Origin of the sequence: Stappia indica (genome assembly GCF_001696535.1) — a bacterium.
GTDB classification, from domain to species: Bacteria; Pseudomonadota; Alphaproteobacteria; order Rhizobiales; family Stappiaceae; genus Stappia; species Stappia indica.
In genome coordinates, this window is sequence record NZ_MBQE01000013.1 from 1 (window position 1) to 713 (window position 713).

Below are 713 nucleotides of genomic sequence, written 5' to 3' on the forward strand. Positions count from 1 at the left end.
GCCGTCGGGCAGGGCACCTGCGGTGACCGCATAGGTGTAGGGCGCAGCGCCACCGGATGCGGTGAAGGTCTGGCTGTAGGCGGTGCCGACCTCGCCATTGGCGAGGCTGCCGGCCGCCGGGGCGAGCGTGATGACCACCGGGGCTGCATCGACCTGGATGGAATAGGCGGCGTTGCCGGTGTCGTTGTGGGCATCGGTGGCGGTGACGGTGAAGTTTGCCGTCTCCGCCGTGGTCGGCGTTCCGGTGAGGGCGCCGTTCGAGGCAAGGGTCAGGCCGTCGGGCAGGGCACCTGCGGTGACCGCATAGGTGTAGGGCGCAGCGCCGCCGGACGCGGTGAAGGTCTGGGTATAGGCGGTTCCGACCTCGCCATTGGCAAGGCTTCCGGCGGCCGGGGCGAGCGCGATGACCACCGGGGCTACGTCGACCTGGATGGAATAGGCGGCGTTGCCGGTGTCGTTGTGGGCGTCGGTGGCGGTGACGGTGAAGTTTGCCGTCTCCGCAGTGGTCGGCGTTCCGGTGAGGGCGCCGTTCGAGGCGAGCGTCAGTCCGTCCGGCAGGGCGCCTGCGGTGACGGCATAGGTGTAGGGCGCAGCGCCGCCGGAGGCGGTGAAGGTCTGGCTATAGGCGGTGCCGACCTCGCCATTGGCGAGGCTGCCGGCCGCCGGGGCGAGCGTGATGACCACCGGGGCTGCATCGACCTGGATGGAATAGG

General features: G+C 70.3%; 1 protein-coding gene. It reads right to left on the reverse strand.

Annotation, left to right across the window (positions count from 1 at the left end; translation table 11 throughout):
- Positions 1–713, reverse strand: a 713-nt coding sequence (locus BBX35_RS24015) for an Ig domain-containing protein (RefSeq protein ID WP_171901513.1), incomplete at both ends; no start/stop codon positions are given.